The organism is Phytobacter massiliensis JC163 (assembly GCF_000321045.1).
In the GTDB taxonomy this organism is placed as follows: domain Bacteria; phylum Pseudomonadota; class Gammaproteobacteria; order Enterobacterales; family Enterobacteriaceae; genus Phytobacter_A; species Phytobacter_A massiliensis.
Genome location: NZ_HE578945.1, coordinates 1,659,178 through 1,678,868 on the forward strand (window position 1 = coordinate 1,659,178; position 19,691 = coordinate 1,678,868).

The window sequence follows — 19,691 nt, forward strand, 5'->3', positions numbered from 1 at the left end:
ACAATATGGTGAGGTGTCCGAGTGGCTGAAGGAGCACGCCTGGAAAGTGTGTATACGGCAACGTATCGGGGGTTCGAATCCCCCCCTCACCGCCATATTTAAGATGAGAGCCGGTACTTATGTATCGGCTCTTTTCGTTTATGTCCTCCGAAAGGGGGGATGAGAACCCCCGACCGGGGTTCGACAACTGGCGCAGCCAGTTGGACAGACCACAAACGCAGTGAGTGGGCTGCCCGCAGGGCGAGCGCAGCGAGTCAATCCCCCCCTCACCGCCATATTTGAGAAAGAGCTCGTACGAAAGTACGGGCTTTTTTTTGCATCCTGCACTACTGGGGGGGATGAGAACCCCCGACCGGGGTTCGACAACTGGCGCAGCCAGTTGGACAGACCACGAACGCAGTGAGTGGGCTGCCCGCAGGGCGAGCGCAGCGAGTCAATCCCCCCCTCACCGCCATATTTAAGATGAGAGCCGGTACTTATGTATCGGCTCTTTTCGTTTATGTCCTCCGAAAGGGGGGATGAGAACCCCCGACCGGGGTTCGACAACTGGCGCAGCCAGTTGGACAGACCACAAACGCAGTGAGTGGGCTGCCCGCAGGGCGAGCGCAGCGAGTCAATCCCCCCCTCACCGCCATATTTAAGAAAGAGCTCGTACGAAAGTACGGGCTTTTTTTGCATCCTGCACTACTGGGGGGGATAAGACCCCCCGACCGGGGTTCGACAACTGGCGCAGCGAGTCAATCCCCCCTCACCGCCATATTTAAGATGAGAGCCGGTACTGATGTATCGGCTCTGAGGTTGTAGTGACGAAAGAGCGGCACAATAACGGTAGCCCGGATAAGGCGTTCGCCGCATCCGGGAGTCCCGGGTGCGCATGCGCTTACCCGGGCTACGCCGTTCCAGGAATTATTCCCGGACGCCATACGCTTACCCACCCGGCACAAAAAATAAAGCCCGGTTTCCCGGGCCTTATCGCAGGCTAAAGCTGTCAGTAATACGCTTTCAGCGTTCTCTGGCAGAGCGCGGAGCGGACGCAGTCGTCGGTGGTGAAACGCACCAGCCCTACCATCTCATCTTCTTCAAAACGCGCCAGCGCATCGCTCAGGCCAGACTGTACGCCAGCGGGTAAGTCACACTGGGTAATGTCGCCGTTTACGATAACCGTCACGTTCTCCCCGAGGCGCGTCAGGAACATTTTCATTTGCGCAGCGGTTACGTTCTGAGCCTCGTCAAGAATCACAACCGCATTTTCAAAGGTACGTCCGCGCATATAGGCGAACGGCGCGATCTCTACCTTGCCAATCTCCGGGCGCAGGCAGTATTGCATAAAGGACGCGCCCAGCCGTTTTACCAGAACATCGTAAACGGGACGGAAATAAGGCGCGAACTTCTCCGAGATATCACCGGGTAAGAAGCCAAGATCTTCATCGGCCTGCAGAACCGGTCGGGTAACAATAATCCTGTCCACATCCTTATGAATCAGGGCTTCCGCCGCTTTCGCCGCGCTGATCCATGTTTTACCGCAGCCCGCTTCACCGGTTGCGAAAATTAACTGCTTACTTTCGATAGCTTTCAGATAGTGCGCCTGAGCTTCATTCCGCGCGACAATGGGTGAATTATCACGGCTGTCCCTGGCCATTCCAATTGCTTCAACACCACTCATCTGCACAAGCGAGGTGACCGACTCTTCTTCACGCTGTTTGTGACTGCGCGAATCGCGTCTCAGCACACGTTTAGCTTCACGACGAGCTTTGATCACTGCTTTTTGTCTTCCCATGGATAGCACCTTGCGTTGTTGGTTTACATCACACGTGCCAGCTTCAGCACGATTATGCGCACGAACGTCTGAGGTTTGGCTTCCTTGTAAGCCATGACTTGCCTTTGAAAATGACATGACTGAAGGACCGACACGGGCTTCCGTCACGTCGGTAACATCATAGAGAGGAACGAAGAAGATAAATTCAGGGGCGAAGGAAAGGCTGCCGGGGTTAAGATCCCCTTGCCGGGTATTGCGAGCTATGTTGGCTTTACGCCCAGTACGGGGCTTTACCATCCGATATCTCCAGGTGACAACATCACAGCCGGGCCACTACTTGTTATAAGTACATCAAAAATTTTCATAAACGCAACATGATATTTACGAAAATATAACGATTTTTCACCTTGCGTTTCGATTAAGAGTCTCTATCACGAATATTACAGAAAAATAACAGATACTTTCTCATATAAAAAATGGATGGCTACACGGCAGAAAAAGTGTGAACAATTGCTACAGATGACAGAATATCCTGCCTGGAGCCAGGCAGGAAAGAGAGTTCAGGCAGAAAGAAGTGATTGAGCGAGGAAGCCGGCCTTGTCTTTAACGCCAGGGAGAACGAAAAAGTAACCGCCGCCAATGGGCTTGACATACTCCTCCAGCGCTTCGCCATTGAGCCGTTTTTGCACCGTCAGAAACCCCTTCTCCAGCGAGTGCTGGTAGCAGACAAATAGCAGGCCCATATCGAGCTGGCCCGAGGCGGTTACGCCAAGAGAATAACTGTAGCCACGACGCATCATCAGGCTGGACTGGGTTTGCGGCGTGCGCGGGTTCGCCAGGCGAATATGGCTATCCAGCGCGATAACGTTGCCATCGGGGTCGCGGTCGTAGTCCGGCACGTCGTGTTCGTTGTGCATGCCCAGCGGCGCGCCGGTCTGCTTATCACGGCCGAAAATCGTCTGCTGCTCTTTAAGCGGCGTCCGATCCCAGAACTCGACGTGAAACTGAATAATACGCACCGCCTGATAACTGCCCCCTGTCGTCCAGGCGGGCTCCCCCTGCCCGGGCGTTACCCAGATAATCTCATCCATTAATTTGCTATCGCTGCTGTCCGGGTTAGCGGTACCGTCCTTAAAGCCGAGCAGATTAACCGGCGTCTCTTTGCCTTTACTCCGCGCCGCATGGTCAGAAATAAACCCTTCCCGCTTCCAGCGTACGCTCAGCAGATCGGGAGTGTGCTTGATGATATCGCGCAGGGCATGAATGACGGTGTCCTGGGTATTGGCGCAGATTTGCAACAGCACATCGCCATGACAGAGCGCGGCATCCAGCGAATCATTTGGGAAGCGCGTCATTTTTTGCAGCGACGTCGGTTTCAGCGGCGCAAGCCCGAAACGTTCATCAAACAGGCTCGCCCCCACCGAAACGGTAATCGTCAGATTATCCGGGGCGATAAAAGGCCCGAGAATGCCTGAATCCATCGGCGGCAGGCGCGGATTTGGCGTTTCCGGCGCCGGGCCGCCCTGGGTTAAAAAGGCAATGCGCGTCGTCAACAAACGGAATAACCGCGTCAGCTCCGCTTTATCCGCCGCCAGTACATCAAATGCCACCAGCATCATAGATGCCTGCTGCGGCGTCAAAATCCCCGCCTGGTGCGCGCCATAAAAGGGCTGTTTTTCCATTCGCGCGTCCGGGGAGAGCGTGCCCGACGCGCTTTGCGGTTTCTGCGCGTGCGCCACCGGACATCCGCCGGCAAGTGCGAGCGCGCCTCCCAGCGCGCCCATCCCTTTTAATAAACGGCGGCGGGAAGGCTCACTGACGCCATACTCTTCTTTCTCTTTCATCGGATCAGTCCAGGCCAAGTACGCCGCGCAGCTGGGCGAGATCTTCCGCCAGGGTCGTGACTGGGCCTTTCAGGGCATTGCGATCGCTATCGGTCAGCTTGTCGTAGGTTTCGAAGCCGTCTTTGGTACGATATTTCGCCAGAATGGTGTCGACCTTCTTGAAGTTGGCATCCACCTTCGCCAGCAGTTCGGCATTGTTTTTCTGCAGCTGCGGACGCAGCAGGTCGACAATTTTCTGCGCCCCGTCTACGTTGGCCTGGAAGTCCCACAGATCGGTATGGCTGTAACGATCTTCTTCGCCGCTGATTTTCGTTGCCGCCACTTCTTCAATCAGGCCCGCCGCGCCGCCGACCACTTTGGACGGCGGGAAAGCCAGTTCAGCGATCCGCTTTTGCAGCTCCTGCACGTCGCTATATAGCTGGTCGGCATACTGCTCCATCCCTTTCGTGGCGTTATCGCCAAACAGCGCTTTTTCCAGACGGTGGAAACCGGTAAATTTCGGATCGTCGGCTTTTTTCTCATAATCATCTTCACGGGCGTCGATACTGCCATCGAGATCGGAAAAAAGCTCAGCGATAGGCTCAATACGCTCGTAGTACTGGCGCGTCGGCGCATACAGCGCTTTGGCCTTCTCGATATCGCCCGCCTTCACCGCGTCGGTGAACGCTTTTGTGCTTTTTACCAGCTCAGCGGTTTGCGCCGTGACATAGGTTTTATACTGCGTAATGGCATCGCCCAGGCTCAGCAGGGCGTCGCTTTTAGCGGCGTCGGAGGTGGTCTCCCCGTTGACGACAAGCTTACCTTTAGGGTTAGTCAGCAGGCCGCAGGTCATTTCATACTCGCCCGGCTGCAGGTTAGCGGTCAGCTTCTGGCTAAAGCCAGGGGCGATGTTCTCGCGCTCCTCGACCACCAGCACGCCTTTGAGGATCTCCCACTCCAGCGCTTTCTGACTTTTATTTACGATAATAAACTGCGTCTTACCTGAATTAACGTTCAGGTTCATCGGTTCGCACTGTTTATCCGTAACCGTGACTTTGACCTGCGGAATATCTGCCGCCTGGCTGGAGAACGCGCAGGCGAGCAGCGCTGCTACAGCGGCCTGAAGCGCTGTACGACGAAAATGAATTGCCATGACCCTTCCCTTATAAAGTATGTTGTAACTAAATAAAATAGCCTGTTACGGCGCGACCCCGGAAGGCTGCGAACCTGAGCGCGGCGGCAGGGCAAACAGCACCAGCGCCGGAATTAAATAGAAGAACCAGACGAAAACTTCACTGACGCTGGGGGCTTCCTGATAGCCGAAAATGCCTTCCAGCAGGGTTCCTGTGAGGGAGTGCGTCGTCAGCACATTGCTGAGGTCAAAAGCCACATCCTGGTAGAGGTTCCACAGCCCCGCTTCGTGAAAGGCGCGGATCGCCCCTGCAGCAAGCCCCGCAGCGACCAGTAAAATAAACAGGCTGGTCCATTTGAAAAAGAGGCCCAGGTTCAGGCGAATCCCGCCCCAGTAGAGCAAAAAGCCCAGTACAACCGCTGTTGCCAGTCCAAGTATCGCCCCTACCGGCGGCCAGATGCCCACATCCTGTTGAAATGCCGCCAGCAGGAAAAATACGGACTCCAGTCCTTCACGGGCGACGGCAAAAAAGACCATCATAATGAGCGCCCAGCCGTGCTGATTACCGCGCGCCAGCGCGTTATCAACCGCCTGCTCAAGCTGAACCTTGACGTTGCGCGAGACCTTGCGCATCCAGAACACCATCCAGGTCAGGATAAATACCGCAACCACCGCCACGATCCCTTCGAACAGCTCCTGCTCTCGCTGCGGGAATTCGCCGGTGGTCTCGTTAATAAAAATGCCCAGTCCCAGGCAGAGCGACGCTGCAAGCAGAACGCCAACCCACATCACGCCTATCCAGCGCCCGCGCTGGGTCCGTTTCAGGTAGCTGGCGATAAGGCTGACGATCAGCGCCGCTTCAAGGCCTTCACGTAACATAATGAGAAATGGAACAAACATGCGAAAGCCTCTGCTGTCATGTGCAGTCAATTGCTGAAAAGAAAAGTAAATTTCATGATAGTGATTATCATTACGCAAAAAGGAAATTCAAGCGAAATATATTAGTTCTGATGAATAAGTGGGGAGTAAATTGTAAATAGTGTGAATACAAAAAGACCCGCCGAAGCGGGTCTTTTTCGCCATTAGTCCGCCTGCAGACGGGAAGGCGGAGCGGAATGATAATGGGCGTCAGCCTCGGCAAAGCGCTGCTGCATGGAAGGCGTCGCCGCCTTACCCAGCAGGCTGAAGAGCACAATACCGGCGCTGGCGAAAATAAAGCCCGGAATGATTTCATACAGCCCCAGCCAGCCGAACTGTTTCCAGACAATAACGGTTACCGCGCCAATCACCATCCCGGCCAGCGCGCCGTTGCGGGTCATTTTCGGCCACATCACTGAAAAGAGCACTACCGGGCCGAAGGCCGCGCCGAAACCAGCCCACGCATAGCTTACCAGGCCCAGTACGCGGTTGTTCGGGTCTGCCGCCAGCGCGATAGAGACCAGCGCCACCAGCAGTACCATCACGCGTCCGACCCAGACCAGCTCTGTCTGCCCTGCCCCTTTACGCAGGAACGCTTTGTAGAAATCTTCGGTCAGCGCGCTGGAGCACACCAGCAGCTGGCAGCTCAGGGTAGACATCACCGCGGCGAGGATGGCCGACAGCAGGATACCGGCAACCCACGGATTAAAGAGAATTTGCGCCAGTTCGATAAAGACACGCTCGGCATTCTGGTTAACCGCGCCCGCAACAGTCGGATGCTGGTCGAAGTAGGCGATACCGAAAAAGCCCACCGCGACGGCCCCCGCCAGGCAGAGGATCATCCAGGTCATGCTGATGCGTCGCGCATGGACGATACTGTGGTGAGAGTCGGCGGCCATAAAGCGCGCCAGAATATGCGGCTGACCAAAATAGCCAAGGCCCCAGCCCATCAGCGAAATGATCGCCACCAGGTTCAGCCCTTTGAGCATATCGACGTTTTCAATGCTTTTTTGCTTAATGACTTCCAGCGAATCCGCCAGGCCGCCAACGTGGAAAATCACGATGACCGGCGTCAGGATCAGGGCAAAAATCATCAGGCTGGCCTGAACGGTGTCAGTCCAGCTTACCGCCAGAAAACCGCCGATGAAGGTATAAAGGATGGTCGCCGCAGCACCGGCCCACAGCGCCTGCTCATAAGAGAGGCCAAAGGTGCTTTCAAAAAGACGGGCGCCCGCCACAATTCCGGAGGCGCAATAGATGGTGAAGAACACCAGGATTACCAGCGCGGAGATAATACGCAGCATCCGGCTTTTATCTTCAAAGCGGCCGGTGAAATAATCCGGCAGCGTCAGGGCGTTGTTATTCACTTCGGTATGGACGCGCAGCCGTCCTGCAACCAGTTTCCAGTTTACCCATGCGCCCAGCGTCAGGCCGATGGCTATCCAGCTTTCAGAGATACCGGAAATGAAAATCGCGCCCGGCAGGCCCATCAGCAGCCAGCCGCTCATATCAGAAGCGCCCGCAGAGAGCGCGGTTACCAGCGGCCCCAGCCGTCGACCGCCGAGAATATAGTCGTCAAAGTTTTTGGTTGAACGCCAGGCGACAAACCCGATAAGTATCATGCCAAAGATATAGATAAAAAACGTCACCAACAGCGGTGTGCTAATCGCCATGAAAGGTCTCCAGGATTATGCGTCGGCGAATATCGACTTCGCCGCTTATTTCACCACCGGAACGAGGTGATGAACTGTTTATTGTATGAAGCGACCGTATCCTGCCGGAAGCCCCGCTTATTCACAATTGATTTAACACGGCAGTTACATCATTTTCATCCTAAAACCCGGTTTATTTTTCGTCAGGTTGTACCCGCTCACACTTTTTCCGGTTGCACCTTTTAAAAGTGTTATCTACCGCAAATATCCTGCCTCACTGACAGTAAAACAGCCCGCCAAAAGTAGTAACATACGATTAACTTATCATCCGATTTTCACCTTGTTAACGCGGTCACATTTAACAAGGTTGCACAAAGTTGCAACATGACGGATAGTCTGCTGACAATAAATCAAAGGAGAAGGACATGGGCGCTACGACCATGGGAGTCAAGCTTGACGAGGCGACGCGTGAAAGGCTGAAAGCCGCCGCCGCCCGCATCGATCGCACACCGCACTGGCTGATTAAACAGGCAATTTTTAGCTATCTGGAAAAACTCGAAAATAACGAACTGATGCCGGAACTGCCCGCCAGCCACGCCGCGATGCCGGGCGATATTGATGAGCCGGACCAGCCTTTCGAAGAGAGCCCCCAGCCGTTTCTTGAATTTGCCGAGCAGATTTTACCGCAGTCGGTCTCTCGCGCCGCCATTACCGCCGCCTGGCGCAGGCCGGAAACCGATGCCGTGCCGATGCTGCTTGAGCAGGCGCGCCTGCCCGCCGCCGTAGCGCAAAATACCCAGCAGTTGGCGCTGCGACTGGCAGAGAAGTTACGCAACCAGAAAACCGCCAGCGGGCGGGCCGGTATGGTGCAGAGCCTGCTGCAGGAGTTCTCCCTCTCCTCGCAGGAGGGTGTCGCGCTGATGTGCCTCGCGGAAGCGCTGCTGCGCATTCCCGACAAAGCCACCCGCGATGCGCTGATCCGCGACAAGATCAGCAACGGCAACTGGCAGTCGCATATTGGCCGTAGCGCGTCGCTGTTTGTTAACGCCGCCACCTGGGGTCTGCTGTTCACCGGCAAGCTGGTCTCCACCCATAACGAAGCCAGCCTCTCCCATTCCCTCAACCGTATTATCGGTAAGAGCGGCGAGCCGCTGATCCGCAAAGGGGTGGATATGGCGATGCGGCTGATGGGCGAGCAGTTTGTGACCGGCGAAACGATCGCCGAAGCGCTGGCTAACGCCCGCAAGCTGGAGGAGAAAGGCTTTCGCTACTCCTATGACATGCTGGGGGAAGCGGCGCTTACCGCCGCCGACGCGCAGGCCTATATGGTCTCTTATCAGCAGGCTATTCATGCCATTGGCAAAGCGTCTAACGGGCGCGGCATTTATGAAGGGCCGGGGATCTCAATTAAACTTTCCGCCCTGCACCCGCGCTACAGCCGCGCGCAGTACGATCGGGTGATGGACGAGCTCTATCCGCAGCTTAAATCCCTTGCGCTGCTGGCCTGCCAGTATGATATCGGCATCAATATCGACGCCGAAGAGGCCGACCGGCTGGAGATCTCCCTCGACCTGCTGGAAAGGCTCTGCTTTGAACCTGAACTGGCGGGCTGGAACGGCATCGGCTTTGTTATTCAGGCCTATCAGAAACGCTGTCCGTTTGTGATTGATTATCTTATTGACCTGGCGACGCGCAGCCGTCGTCGCCTGATGATTCGCCTGGTGAAGGGCGCATACTGGGACAGCGAAATCAAACGCGCCCAGATGGAAGGGCTGGAGGGTTATCCGGTGTATACCCGCAAGGTCTATACCGATGTCTCCTACCTTGCCTGCGCGAAAAAACTATTAGCCGTGCCGAATCTCATCTATCCGCAGTTCGCCACCCATAATGCCCATACGCTGGCGGCCATCTACCAGCTCGCCGGGCAAAACTACTACCCCGGTCAGTATGAATTCCAGTGCCTGCACGGCATGGGCGAGCCGCTGTACGAACAGGTTGTGGGTAAAGTCGCCGATGGAAAACTGAACCGTCCGTGCCGTATCTACGCGCCGGTTGGCACCCACGAGACGCTGCTCGCCTATCTGGTGCGCCGCCTGCTGGAAAACGGCGCCAATACCTCATTCGTTAACCGCATCGCTGACGCCACCCTGCCCATTGACGAACTGGTGGCTGACCCGGTGCAGGCCGTTGAAAAACTGGCGGCACAGGAAGGTCGACCGGGCCTGCCGCATCCAAAAATCCCGTTACCGCGTGAGCTGTATGGCGAGGGGCGCGTCAACTCGCTGGGGCTGGATCTGGCTAACGAGCACCGTCTCGCCTCCCTCTCCTCTTCCCTGCTGACCAGCAGTTCCCAGAAATGGCAGGCTAAGCCGCTGCTGGAAACAGCCGCGGAAGAGGGCGAGATGGTCCCGGTAGCGAACCCGGCGGAGCCGAAAGATATCGTCGGCTTTGTGCGCGAGGCGACCGGTAGCGAAGTCGCACGCGCGCTGGAAAGCGCGGTCAATAATGCGCCTATCTGGTTCGCCACTCCGCCGCAGGAGCGAGCAGCGATTCTCGAACGGGCGGCGGTGCTGATGGAAGATCAAATGCCTGCGCTGATGGGTATTCTGGTGCGCGAAGCGGGGAAAACATTCAGTAACGCGATTGCCGAAGTGCGCGAAGCGGTCGATTTTCTGCGTTACTACGCGGGCCAGGTGCGGGAGGATTTTGATAACGAAACCCACCGCCCGCTTGGCCCGGTGGTCTGTATCAGCCCGTGGAACTTCCCGCTGGCGATTTTTACCGGACAGATAGCAGCGGCGCTGGCAGCAGGAAACAGCGTACTGGCGAAACCTGCGGAGCAGACGCCGCTCATCGCCGCGCAAGGCGTTGCCATTTTACTGGAAGCAGGCGTGCCGGCTGGCGTTCTGCAATTGCTGCCGGGTCGGGGCGAAACGGTGGGCGCGCAGCTTACCGCCGACAATCGCGTACGCGGGGTGATGTTCACCGGCTCGACCGAGGTCGCAAGCCTGCTGCAGCGCAATATTGCTACCCGTCTCGATCCGCAGGGCCGCCCGACGCCGCTTATTGCAGAAACCGGCGGCCTGAACGCGATGATCGTCGACTCATCGGCGCTGACCGAACAGGTGGTGGTGGATGTACTGGCGTCGGCTTTTGACAGCGCCGGGCAGCGCTGCTCTGCGCTGCGCGTACTCTGCCTGCAGGAGGAGATCGCCGACCATACCCTGACCATGCTGCGCGGCGCGATGGCCGAATGCCGGATGGGTAATCCCGGAAGGCTGACGACTGATATCGGGCCGGTTATCGACAGCGAAGCGAAAGAGAACATCGAGAAGCATATTCAGGCTATGCGCGCGAAGGGACGCCCGGTCTTCCAGGCTGCGCATGAAAACAGCCTTGATGCACGGGAATGGCGCACCGGCACGTTTGTTCCCCCTACCCTGATTGAGCTGGAGAGCTTTGACGAGCTGCAAAAAGAGATCTTCGGCCCGGTACTGCACGTGGTGCGCTATCGCAGAAGTAACCTTGAGCAGCTGCTCGCGCAGATCAACGCCTCCGGTTACGGGCTGACGCTGGGCGTCCATACCCGTATTGATGAGACCATCGCTCAGGTAACGGGCAACGCCCATGTCGGCAACCTTTACGTCAACCGCAATATGGTGGGCGCGGTGGTCGGCGTGCAGCCGTTTGGCGGCGAAGGGTTATCCGGCACCGGACCGAAGGCCGGTGGGCCGCTCTATCTTTATCGTCTGCTCGCCAGCCGCCCGCAGGATGCCGTGCAGCGTACTCTGGCGCGCCACGATACGCAGGCCCCCGCCGACGGGCAGTTAAAAGCGCGACTGATTGAGCCATTGACGTTACTGGCCGCCTGGGCGCAGGATAAACCGCAGCTGCAGGGGCTTTGCCAGCAGTTCGCCGAGCTGTCGCAGGCGGGGATGCAGCGTGTGCTGCCGGGGCCGACCGGCGAACGGAATACCTGGACGGTGCTGCCCCGCGAGCGGGTACTCTGCGTCGCCGATACCGTTGACGATACGCTGGTGCAGCTGGCTGCCGTGCTGGCGAGCGGCTGTCAGGCGCTGTGGCCGGAGGATGATTTGCACCGGGCGCTTTACGCGCAGTTGCCAGAGGCCCTGCGAGGGCGTATCGCCTTTGCGCCCCCGGATGCGCTGGCGAAGCAGGCTTTTGAAGCGGTCATTTATCATGGTGATTCTGACCAGCTACGCGCGCTGTGCGAACAGGTGGCCGCGCGTGACGGCGCGCTTATCTCCGTTCAGGGGTTTGCGCGCGGCGAAACGCATATCGCGCTGGAACGGCTGTGGCTCGAACGGTCCCTCAGCGTCAATACTGCGGCGGCGGGCGGGAACGCCAGCCTGATGACCATTGGTTGAATAATCGCTAGCATTTCGTTTGCTGGCGCGACAATTGAGTACGTTTCGCCGGACATATGCTGCATCTGTCCGGCATTTTTCGTATGGAGGGAATAATGAAAAAGATAGTTATTGCCGCAACCGCTCTCTTGCTCAGCGCCAGCGCGCTGGCTGACGAGTGCGATGACGCCACCAACCAGACAGCGCTTAATATGTGCACCGCCGGGCAGTACGAAAAAGCGGATAAAAATCTTAACAAGACCTGGCAGACCGCGCTGAAACGCGCGCAGCCCGCCCAGCGCGAGCAGTTGAAAAAAGCGCAGCAGGCATGGATAGCGTTGCGCGACGCTGACTGTGCGTTTATTGGTTCAGCCACCGAGGGAACCAGCGGGCAACCGATGGTAATTAACCAGTGTCTGACCGATAAAACTAATGAACGGGAAGCGTGGCTGGCCTCTTTGCTGCAGTGCGAAGAGGGCGATATGAGTTGCCCCCTGCCGCCCGCCAGCAATTAGCATCTGGCAGGCAAAAAAAACCGCCGGGCTAAGCCCGGCGGTGAGCGATTGATTCCTGATGTTGCCAGAATCAACACAACCTGAGTCACCTAGCTGCTGCGACCGCTGTTGCTGCTCTTGCCCCCTTTTTTACCAGCTTCGGAGGCACGCTGAGGGTCATTCTTGAAATTACCCCCGCTGTGCTGGCCACCTTTACGACCTGCTTCTGATGCTCTTTCACGGTCTTCAGCGAAATTACCTGAACCACCACGATGGTTTGCCATTTCTAACCTCCGGTCATGTGAAACATTAGACATCATATTGCATTCAGTAAAAGAGGATTCTTTCACCGCGTGGCGTTAAGGCAGAGCCTTTATCTGCGCCACGTGAAATTAATCTTAGCGGGCAGCGGGAAATCTGCCAGCGATTCGAAATATCCTGCAACACCAAATGGGCCAAAAAAGGCCGTTTTTTAAGCGGCAAATGATAAGCCATTCTTATATTTTAAAAAAACGGAGGCGCTAAAAATGTGTCAATTTGCAACATTGCGCCCCCGCTTTCGCACCCCGGTAACCCGCCCCTTTTGCCGCTGGATTTGCACTCTCGCCCGCAACGCATACGCTTTAGATACCATCCCGTAAAAACATGACATGCGAGGAGCAGGACAGATGGCAAGAGTGCTGGTGCTTTATTATTCCATGTACGGACATGTAGAAACCCTGGCCCACGCGGTGGCCGAAGGGGCGCAAAAGGTCCAGGGCGCGGAGGTTGTGATTAAACGCGTTCCGGAAACGATGCCCCCTGACCTGTTCGCTAAGGCCGGAGGAAAAACCCAAAACGCGCCGGTCGCCACCCCGCAGGAGCTGGCGGAATATGACGCGATCATCATTGGCACGCCAACGCGCTTCGGCAATATGTCTGGCCAGATGCGGACCTTCTTCGACCAGACGGGCGGGCTATGGGCGTCCGGCGCACTCTATGGAAAAGTGGCCAGCGTTTTCAGCTCCACGGGTACCGGCGGCGGCCAGGAGCACACCATTTCGTCCACATGGACTACGCTTGCACATCACGGTATGGTCATTGTGCCGATTGGTTATGCCGCGCAGGAACTGTTTGATGTTTCTCAGGTTCACGGCGGTACGCCTTACGGCGCAACGACAATTGCGGGCGGGGACGGCTCACGCCAGCCCAGCCAGGAGGAGTTATCGATTGCCCGCTACCAGGGCGAATATGTCGCCGGTCTGGCAGTCAAATTACACGGCTAAATTTCACAGGAGGACACATGCCGACTCAAGATGCAAAAGCCCACCACGTTGGCGAATGGGCCAGCTTACGCAACACCTCGCCGGAAATTGCCGAAGCGATATTTGAAGTCGCAGAGTTTGACGAGGTACTGGCGGAGAAAATCTGGGAAGAAGGAAATGATGAAGTGCTGATCCGCGCTTTCCAGAAAACCGATAAAGACTCGCTTTTCTGGGGCGAACAGACCATTGAGCGTAAAAACGTCTGACGCGTAACTCCCCCGCTCACGCGGGGGAGAATCGGCTATTTTGCCGCCTCGTTAAGCAGGTTATTAAATTTATCTATCGGGCAGAAGCCGTCTGCGTCAACCGGACAGCCTTTCAGCGACAGCGTAACCCGCTGCGCCGGAGCCTGCAGGGAGAGCACCTCGGCGTTTCTTAGCTGTTCACTGCTCTGATAGACATATTCAATCTTCATCAGATCGCGGTTGCCCTTCCCGTCATGCCAGCGTTGAAACACAATTTTGCCGCCAATAGGCGTGCGTTCGTACTGGTCGTGCAGGGTATAAGGCGCAAAATCGAGAGCGGTAAGCAGCGACGCGATGTTTGAGTCATGCCCGGCGAGGAAAGTCACTTTTGGCGCACTGGACGCCTCCGTCACCAGTGTTTTATCGATATATCTCACCAGCGGCTTCGCAACGTTGCGTGCCACCTCCGGCGAGGTAAAGAGCGTATCCTGGTAACCATTTTTCAGCTGTGACAGCAGGCGCCACTGCTGGTCGGTTTTGATTTCTCCCCAGGCGACCTGATCCAGCGGGAAGCCTTCGTAATACTGGAGGGTAAAGGCATCCACCAGCGAGTTGCCGACCTTAAGCGGCCCGGACACGCCTGGCTCCTGCCCGGCCTTCGCGCTGAAGGTGTCTTTGCCAGCGGTGAGCGAACATTGCTGCTTCTCTTTACAGGAGGGGGAGCTGTCATAGCGAACGATTTTTTCCAGCAGCCGGTAGCTTTCATCCAGCGAATAGTGCTGGCGCTGGGTCTCCATCGCTTTTACCGCCTGCTCGCTGAATGCCTCAGAGGTATCGGTGATAACAGGGTTAAAGGTCGGGTCCATGGTGCCCATCTTTTCCTGATGGTGCACGGGGACGTCACAGCCTGGAAAAGCGCCGGTGATAAAAAACTGGGCGGTAGCCACCGTGCGTTGCAGGCTGTTGGCGTAGGCATACACGCTCCCCGGCGCGGGGCATTCTCCTGAGGTAATCAGCTTTTGATCCGCAAGCCACTCACGCATGTAGTGCCCCATGTAGACTTCCAGCACGCCGCCTTTAGTGGTGAGCTGTCCGCCCGGCACGTCCCATTGCGGCCATTTAGCGGAGGTCGACTGCTCCAGCACGCTGCCATTGTTGGCGAGCGGCGCGCGCAGGTTATGCCGACTCATAATGAGCACCTGCTCAAGCTGATAGCCCTGGGGAGCCTGCGCCTGCGCGGCCATAGATAACGGCGCCGTAGCGGCAATTGCGACAGTCCATACCAGTTTCTTCATCCTGCCTTCTCCTTGCTGTAAGTGATGAAGTGAAAGTGTGACAGATTTATGACCGTTTGCTGCGAGCCGCTACGCAGAAGTGACAAATGGTTGCAGGCGCAGCCTGGACACGGCTCAGAACTTCCGCTTTCTGAAACCTGAAAATAGCATCAGGTAACGTTTAACGTTACGTAGAGTAAACAACGCCATCAACGTACGCACCGACATAGGCTTATTGCGGATGTAGTAGAGGGTGAATAGCTGATACTTCTTACTTGCCGCATCAAATTTGTTTTTATGTTTTTTATAGAAGCCGTAATAGCCGGAGAATTTTTTTCGCGACCCGGTAATGCGCGCTTCGCCGTGGTTGACGTACAGAATTTGCGTGGCCTGGGAAACTTTATACGGCGCGCCCCAGATTTCTGCCAGACGGTAAAAAGCGTCATAATCCTGCGCGGCGGATAACTGCGCGTCAAAAAGGGTATTTTGCAGCCGCTCAGTCAACGTAAAGACCTGGTTGCCGACGATGTTCTTTTTATTAAACAGGTTTTGCGTGAAAGCCGGTTTCGGGTAGAGATGCAGCTCCTGCAGGCTGGTAAATTGCGGCTTATCGCACAGATAATCATCAGCGTACAGGAAGGCATGCTGCTGGAGTTTATGACGCTGTTGCAGAAAGGATGAGAGGCGGTTTGGTAGCCATTCATCATCGTCGTCAATACCGGCGATAAAGGTCCCCTGCGCCATGTTTATCGCCTGGTTTCTGACCGCGCAGGCGCCGGAATTATAATCATTGCGAACATAGGTAATACGCGGATCCGCCAGCGAAGCGACATATTCGCTCAGGGTAGCGAAGCTGGGAGAGCAGTCATCGACAATAATCAACTGCCAGCACTCATAATCTTGCCTGAGAATCGACTGAATAGCGCGGATTGCCAGTTTTTCACGGTTCCATGTCGGCATATAGACGGTAATCAGCGGGGACGTCTGCGCAATATTATCGCTGGTCGTTTTGTCAGCCTCAGGCTGATGCGCGAGCGGCGTAGCGCTGCCGTCATCACGCGTAAATTCCGCGCTGATGCTGCCGGAATGCCGGATATGAGATTGAGTCATAGTCTGGTCACTTAAGTGTGCGCCGCATAACATTCCACTGCTCGGGTGGCGAGCGTCGGCGTAGAGAATATAATGTTTAAACTGAACTATTTCGGACGTCATTTCTGCGCGCGTACGCAGGGTAATATTTGCAGCGCAAGTAAAAAGCCGCTTATTGCCACGAGAATTCACCGTGGCACACTCCCTTTTTTATTTGTGCCGCATTCCCTGCCGCGTTTTAAGCTGTTCAGAGAGTAGCAATCCAGCCGGGGTAAATAAATGTGATTTTATATTGCAGGGTATTTTTCAGATTAGTTTGATGTTCGCCGCTGTTCCCGACCTCTGCTGTGACGGCAAACCGGGCGCGACGGGAAAAGCCCTTAAAGTATGTTGTAACTAACACAGTGTCGAAAAGCGGTTACTCCGCCTCTGTAACCTTAAGGGATCTCTAACGTCGGCCCGACATACCGGCCGCGCGGGCGAATCACTTTACCGGTGTTGATCTGCTCCATCGCATGCGCAAGCAGGCCAACGCTTCGGGCGACAGAAAAAAGCGCAAACGCCGCATCACCAGGCAGGCGATAGCGCGTCACCAATGCCGCCAGCACGACGTCGATATTGGGCAGCAGACCGGTCAGAGTAATGACTTTCCCGATAAATTTCGTTATCTCTTCCGGGGGCGCGAATTTCGCCAGCAGCGCCACCGCGCGCGGGTCACCGTCCGGGTAGAGATGATGGCCAAACCCTGGGATGGGAATCGCGGAGGAGAGATAGCGATTCACCACCTCGTCCGCGCTTGAACGCTCGACCTCATCAAAAAGCGCCTTGACGCGCGGCGTTGCATCGCCGTGTAGCGGCCCGGTAAAGGTCGCCAGCCCGCTGAGCAGACAGGCAGGCAGTGACGCCCCGTTAGAGGCGGCAATTCTCGCGGCAAAGGCGGAACTGGTGAGTTCATGGTCCGCCAGCAGCACCATTGCGCGGCGTAAAATGTCCGCCCCGTCCTCTGTCATTCCCCACCCCCGCGCCAGACGCTGATGAATCCGCATTTCCGGATGGTTTTCAGCGCCAAACGTCGCGGCAAGGTGGCCCACCAGCGCCGCCGCTTCGGCATGCAGCACCCGGGCGGTGCGGGCATGGGTTGAATGACCGGTTGCCGTCGCGGTGGCCAGGGCGATAAAAGCATGGGAACGTTCAGGCGCCGTGCGGGGATAATCGCGATTCGGTACGGCAAAACCGGTGGCGATCTCCGCCCCCCATAGCAGACGGGCGGTCTCTTCAAGGGTTGCCGTTTCAGCAAAAGCGATGACGTCTTTACCACGGTAATACAAGTGGCCTTTCGCAAAGGTGGAAATAGCCGTGGGAATACTGGGCTCGGTGCCAAACAGCGTATTCACCGCCAGCGTTTCCCGCTTGCGCCCCTGTTGTTTTTTCTGCCTTAAGCTCTGAATATTTTCCGCGCTATAAAGACTGCGCCGGGTATTTTGCGGATCGGGATGGGAAGCGATAAGCCCGCGACTGACATAGGCATAAATGGTTTGCGCACGAACGCCGAGGAACTCTTGTACTTCTTCCAGCGTAAGCCAGGAGGGTAACTTCGTCTTTGTTTGCATGCGTTAATCCAGAGAATGGAATAAAGACAATGTATATTTCAGCATCTATGTAATCAAGATTGATTACGTAAATCAACTGATAGCGGGATCGCAAAAGTGTCGTCCGGGGAGGTCATGCTCCCGCGACGGCAAATTCGCCTGTAGCTTCCCTTGCCCTCTATTTCGCCATTCCCTTTTCAGCGCATCTGTCAACCAGGATGTGCCATCTTTTTAAATCCCGTCACACAACTCAACCTTCAAGCCGAAGATGAATATTGATTATTTTAATCAAGATTGATCCTGCCGGAACGGTATTCTAACGTCAAACGTATCAATAGTCACAGGCAGGAAGCGTGACATATTGCTGCCCAAAAAAAGCTAACCGCAGGCAAACGGGAGCGTAATAAAAAATAAAGGGTGTTTATGCAGGCTTTTACACCTGTCAAGAAAACGCATTGCATTTTTTATTTTCAGAACCGTTGCCCACGCCTAAACGGGCATTTGGTCGAAAGACATTTTTCATAAAGCCCCAAAAAAACGAGGGCTAATAAATATGACGTACTCCTACAAAACATGAAGGAAAGAATATGAACCCGATGACCCAACAGGAACTTGCTGAGGCGTCGATAGATGCCAGAGTAGTTCCGCAGAAAAAGGCCACGCGCATTCGCTATTACATGCTCGCGCTGATTCTCTTTGCCACTATTATCAATTTTGTCGACAGATCGAGTCTGGGCATTATGGCCCCCTTTATCAGTAAAGATCTCGCGCTGGATAAAGTTCAGATGGGGCAAATTTTTGCCGCTTTTGGGCTGACCTACGCCATTGCGCTGCTGCCGGGCGGCATTATCGCGGATGTTTTAGGTTCCCGCGTGGCCTACGCCTTTTCATTGATTACCTGGTCGCTGGCGACAATGACGCAAGGGGTTGCCAGCGGTTTTAATATGCTGTTTGGATCGCGACTGGCCATTGGCGCGCTTGAGGCCCCGGCGTTTCCGTCGAATGCCCGGGCCGTTACTATGTGGTTTCCCACCAGCGAACGCGGTTTTGCCACCAGCGTTTACGTGATGGGGCAGTATATCGGAACGCCCCTGTTCACCGGCCTACTGCTGTGGATTGCCAACGGCTTTGGCTGGCGCTCTGCCTTTTATTTGACCGGCGGCGCTGGGGTCATTTTTGGCATTCTGTGGTACATCTGGTATCGCGATCCGTTACACCATCGCGCGGTTAACGAAGCTGAGTTAAAACATATTCAGGAAGGGGGCGGCCTTGTAGGTAAAAAAGAGCGCGACCGCTTTGACTGGAAAAATGCCTTAAGACTGTTAAAACATCGCCAGATTCTCGCCATTTGCCTGGGTAAATTTTGCAATAACGCGCTGCTGGTCTTTTTTACCACCTGGTTTATGACCTATCTGGTTGAAGAGCGCCAGATGACAATGATCAAGGTCGGTATTTTTCAGGCCCTGCCCTTCCTGGGGGCGACCGCAGGTATTCTTCTGGCCGGTTTCTTTTCCGATTTCTTTATTCGCCGCGGCTATTCGATGTCCGCTGCGCGTAAAGCGCCATTAATTATCGGCACCCTGCTTGGCTCATCCATTTTATTGGTTAACTTTGTTACCTCAAACGAACTGATTATTGCCATCTTGACTATCTCTTTCTTCGCGCAAGGGATTGGTTCGTCATCGTGGGCCGCCGTTTCTGAAATCGCGCCCCGCCAGTACATCGGTTTGACCAGCAGTATTACGAGTCTTGCCGCTAATATTGCCGGGGTCACCACGCCCATTATGATTGGTTATATTCTGCACGAGACCGGGCAATTTTTCTGGGCGCTCAACATGATGGGTATCATGTGTTTAATTGGCGCATTCGCCTACTCCTTCCTGCTGGGGCCGCTGTCCCGAATTGAGATGGATTAACAAGGAGCTGACGTGGCTGAATTTACCTGGGATCACCTGCAATTGCGCAGCCCGGACCCCGAATCAACGGCCGCCTGGTTTGCGCGCTGCCTTGATGCAGAAATTATTCGTAAACCAGGCAGGGTCGATATCCGACTGGCCGGGATAGATATTTTCATCGCTCCGGTTCAAGAGGGAGATGGTGTGGCCCCG

The 19,691-nt window shown here is 55.6% G+C and carries 15 protein-coding genes, 1 tRNA gene and 3 other RNA genes; 10 read left to right on the plus strand and 9 right to left on the minus strand.

Translation table 11 applies throughout. From position 1 onward, the window contains the following. Window positions 1-7 precede the first annotated feature (7 nt). From ENTHG_RS08220 to ENTHG_RS24155, 4 genes are all read left to right on the plus strand, one after another. Window positions 8-95: transfer RNA gene (locus ENTHG_RS08220), tRNA-Ser, on the plus strand. A gap of 44 nt (window positions 96-139) precedes the next feature. Continuing rightward, a non-coding RNA gene (locus tag ENTHG_RS24145) (RtT sRNA) lies at window positions 140-275 on the plus strand. A gap of 42 nt (window positions 276-317) precedes the next feature. After that, window positions 318-454, plus strand: a non-coding RNA gene (locus tag ENTHG_RS24150) — RtT sRNA. Between the two features lie 44 nt (window positions 455-498). Then, a non-coding RNA gene (locus ENTHG_RS24155) (RtT sRNA) lies at window positions 499-634 on the plus strand. A gap of 354 nt (window positions 635-988) precedes the next feature. Here ENTHG_RS24155 and phoH read toward each other — a convergent pair. From phoH to putP, 5 genes are all read right to left on the minus strand, one after another. Further along, on the minus strand, window positions 989-1,777 hold the full coding sequence (phoH, locus tag ENTHG_RS08225; protein ID WP_044177749.1) for a phosphate starvation-inducible protein PhoH: 789 nt from the start codon (window positions 1,775-1,777) through the stop codon (window positions 989-991). Window positions 1,778-2,316: 539 nt separating this feature from the next. Continuing rightward, the gene (efeB, locus tag ENTHG_RS08230; RefSeq protein WP_044177752.1) at window positions 2,317-3,600 is read right to left on the minus strand and encodes an iron uptake transporter deferrochelatase/peroxidase subunit; all 1,284 of its coding nucleotides are present in this window, start codon (window positions 3,598-3,600) and stop codon (window positions 2,317-2,319) included. 4 nt (window positions 3,601-3,604) lie between these two features. Continuing rightward, a complete protein-coding gene (gene efeO, locus ENTHG_RS08235; RefSeq protein WP_044177755.1) occupies window positions 3,605-4,732 on the minus strand; it encodes an iron uptake system protein EfeO in 1,128 nt (375 codons plus the stop codon). Window positions 4,733-4,777: 45 nt separating this feature from the next. Continuing rightward, window positions 4,778-5,611 carry an iron uptake transporter permease EfeU gene (efeU, locus tag ENTHG_RS08240; RefSeq protein ID WP_044177758.1) on the minus strand — a complete coding sequence of 278 codons (834 nt, stop codon included), beginning with the start codon at window positions 5,609-5,611 and terminating at the stop codon, window positions 4,778-4,780. A 182-nt stretch (window positions 5,612-5,793) separates the two neighbouring features. After that, a complete protein-coding gene (putP, locus tag ENTHG_RS08245; protein ID WP_044177762.1) occupies window positions 5,794-7,302 on the minus strand; it encodes a sodium/proline symporter PutP in 1,509 nt (502 codons plus the stop codon). Between the two features lie 404 nt (window positions 7,303-7,706). Between putP and putA the strand changes: the two genes are divergently transcribed. Together putA and ENTHG_RS08255 are read left to right on the plus strand one after the other, a co-directional pair. Beyond that, window positions 7,707-11,669, plus strand: a complete 3,963-nt coding sequence (putA, locus tag ENTHG_RS08250; RefSeq protein ID WP_044177764.1) for a trifunctional transcriptional regulator/proline dehydrogenase/L-glutamate gamma-semialdehyde dehydrogenase — start codon at window positions 7,707-7,709, stop codon at window positions 11,667-11,669. A gap of 95 nt (window positions 11,670-11,764) precedes the next feature. Continuing rightward, the gene (locus ENTHG_RS08255; RefSeq protein ID WP_044177768.1) at window positions 11,765-12,163 is read left to right on the plus strand and encodes a lysozyme inhibitor LprI family protein; all 399 of its coding nucleotides are present in this window, start codon (window positions 11,765-11,767) and stop codon (window positions 12,161-12,163) included. 89 nt (window positions 12,164-12,252) lie between these two features. Here the strand turns inward: ENTHG_RS08255 and ENTHG_RS08260 are convergent, their stop codons facing one another. Further along, window positions 12,253-12,426, minus strand: a complete 174-nt coding sequence (locus ENTHG_RS08260) for a con-10 family general stress protein (protein WP_044177771.1) — start codon at window positions 12,424-12,426, stop codon at window positions 12,253-12,255. A 384-nt stretch (window positions 12,427-12,810) separates the two neighbouring features. Between ENTHG_RS08260 and wrbA the strand changes: the two genes are divergently transcribed. Both wrbA and ENTHG_RS08270 read left to right on the plus strand, forming a co-directional pair. Continuing rightward, window positions 12,811-13,407 (plus strand): NAD(P)H:quinone oxidoreductase, encoded by a 597-nt coding sequence (gene wrbA, locus ENTHG_RS08265; RefSeq protein ID WP_044177774.1) that lies wholly within the window; start codon window positions 12,811-12,813, stop codon window positions 13,405-13,407. A gap of 17 nt (window positions 13,408-13,424) precedes the next feature. Then, the gene (locus tag ENTHG_RS08270; RefSeq protein WP_044177777.1) at window positions 13,425-13,652 is read left to right on the plus strand and encodes a YccJ family protein; all 228 of its coding nucleotides are present in this window, start codon (window positions 13,425-13,427) and stop codon (window positions 13,650-13,652) included. A 35-nt stretch (window positions 13,653-13,687) separates the two neighbouring features. Here the strand turns inward: ENTHG_RS08270 and agp are convergent, their stop codons facing one another. The 3 genes from agp to ENTHG_RS08285 all read right to left on the minus strand — a co-directional run bounded on the left by agp (window position 13,688) and on the right by ENTHG_RS08285 (window position 17,604). Further along, a complete protein-coding gene (agp, locus tag ENTHG_RS08275; protein ID WP_044177779.1) occupies window positions 13,688-14,926 on the minus strand; it encodes a bifunctional glucose-1-phosphatase/inositol phosphatase in 1,239 nt (412 codons plus the stop codon). A gap of 114 nt (window positions 14,927-15,040) precedes the next feature. Continuing rightward, window positions 15,041-16,015 (minus strand): colanic acid biosynthesis glycosyltransferase WcaA, encoded by a 975-nt coding sequence (gene wcaA / locus ENTHG_RS08280; RefSeq protein ID WP_081653604.1) that lies wholly within the window; start codon window positions 16,013-16,015, stop codon window positions 15,041-15,043. Window positions 16,016-16,431: 416 nt separating this feature from the next. Further along, complete coding sequence (locus tag ENTHG_RS08285; RefSeq protein ID WP_044177783.1) at window positions 16,432-17,604, minus strand: citrate synthase family protein; 1,173 nt, start codon at window positions 17,602-17,604, stop codon at window positions 16,432-16,434. A gap of 566 nt (window positions 17,605-18,170) precedes the next feature. On the opposite strand from ENTHG_RS08285, the gene ENTHG_RS08290 reads away from it, so the two are divergent. After that, the gene (locus ENTHG_RS08290; RefSeq protein ID WP_081653605.1) at window positions 18,171-19,499 is read left to right on the plus strand and encodes an MFS transporter; all 1,329 of its coding nucleotides are present in this window, start codon (window positions 18,171-18,173) and stop codon (window positions 19,497-19,499) included. Window positions 19,500-19,511: 12 nt separating this feature from the next. Then, window positions 19,512-19,691, plus strand: a 180-nt coding sequence (locus ENTHG_RS25300; protein ID WP_202595298.1) for a hypothetical protein, incomplete at its 3' end; no start/stop codon positions are given.